Raw genomic sequence first — 1645 nt, forward strand, 5'->3', positions numbered from 1 at the left:
ATGATTGGTCCAGTTACCTCTTTCATCGCGATCAGTGTTGCTTTACGAGGAGAGATAGTTGGATCTTTGGCCATGGTGGTATCAACGTTCTCAATAACCAGAATCGCATCATCCACCACGATACCAATCGCGAGGATCAAACCAAACAGGGTTACCGTGTTGATAGTAAAGCCAGTCATCTGCATTACGGCAAAGGTACCAATCAAGGATACCGGAATAGCCACAACAGGGATCAAGGTGGCACGCGCACTACCCAAGAAAAGGTAAGTTACCGCGATTACCAACAAGATAGCTTCAATAAGCGTCTTAACTACGCCTTTGATCGATTCAGCAACGAACACTGTCGTATCGTAACTCGCCTCGTAGGCAACACCATCAGGGAAGTTATGGCTAAGATTTTCTAGCATCGCCATAACCGCTTTACCACTTTCAAGTGCGTTCGCATCTGACTGTAGTGACAACGTCACGATAGAAGCATCTTGACCACGGTATTTACCGTTACCATCGTAGAACTTCTTACCAAGCTCGATACGAGCAACATCTTTCAGGTAAACCGTCGAACCATCTTGGCTAGCGCGTAAAACAACATTCTCAAACTCGTCTGCAGTCTCTAAGCGGCCTTTGGTCACCAAGTTAAACTGAACTTCTTGAGGATTGTTGTATGGCGCGGCACCGATACGACCCGCCGCCACCTGTACGTTTTGCTCAGCCAACGCAGCATAGACATCGGTTGTCGTCAGGTTTAGGTTGGCCATCTTTTCTGGGTCTAACCAAACACGCATTGCGTATTCACCGCCACCCAATACGTTTACTTCACTGATACCGCTAACACGCGCTAGCTGGTCTTTGATGTTGAGGTTAACGTAGTTGATCAGGAACTGGTCATCGTACTTACCGTTTGGTGAGTAGAAGTTGAGTACCATCAGCAGGTCTGGAGAACGCTTTTTCACCGTCACGCCGACCATTCTTACTTCTTGCGGAAGCTTCGACTCAATTTGAGCGACACGGTTTTGAACGTTTACCTGAGCCATATCTGGGTCAGTACCGACATCAAAGGTCACGTTTAGGTTGTAAGAACCATCATTCGCACTCTTCGATGACATGTAGATCATGTCTTCTACACCGTTAACCGAGGTTTCTATGGGGTCGGCTATCGCCTGTTCCACAACCTCAGCACTTGCACCTGTATAGAATGCAGAAACACTCACCGACGGCGGGCTAATTTTTGGGTACTCTGCAACGGGCAGAATGGCTAAAGAAATCGCCCCCGCCAGTGTCAGAATAATAGAGATAACAAGGGCAAACTTAGGCCTTTGAATAAAGAAACGACTTAGCATACTTGTGCCCCTTACTCTGCTTTCTCAGAAGCTGAAGGCTGAATACGCACTGACATTCCATTTCTTACGCGCTGTAGGCCTTGTGTGATGATCGCATCGTCTTTTTCAAGACCAGAATGAACAATCACACCGCCTTCAACCTGACGACCCATTTCGATATTACGACGCTCTGCAACCGGAGCACCTTCCCCTTCCACCAGAACCATCACAAAATCACCTTCAAGGTCAGTTTGAACAGCACGGCGTGGGATAGTCACAACATCGATCTCTTGCTTATCACGAAGGTTTACACGTACGTGTTGGCCTGG

The 1645-nt window shown here is 47.6% G+C and carries 1 protein-coding gene and 1 pseudogene; both read right to left on the minus strand.

The window, feature by feature from the left end; genetic code table 11:
- Nucleotides 1–1337: efflux RND transporter permease subunit (locus tag KI743_RS24495; RefSeq protein WP_285468593.1), on the minus strand; the 1337-nt coding region annotated here is incomplete at its 3' end.
- 11 nt (nt 1338–1348) lie between these two features.
- Nucleotides 1349–1645: pseudogene (locus KI743_RS24500) on the minus strand (efflux transporter periplasmic adaptor subunit); the annotation flags it as partial.

The organism is Vibrio sp. D420a, from assembly GCF_030248625.1.
Lineage (GTDB): Bacteria > Pseudomonadota > Gammaproteobacteria > Enterobacterales > Vibrionaceae > Vibrio > Vibrio fortis_A.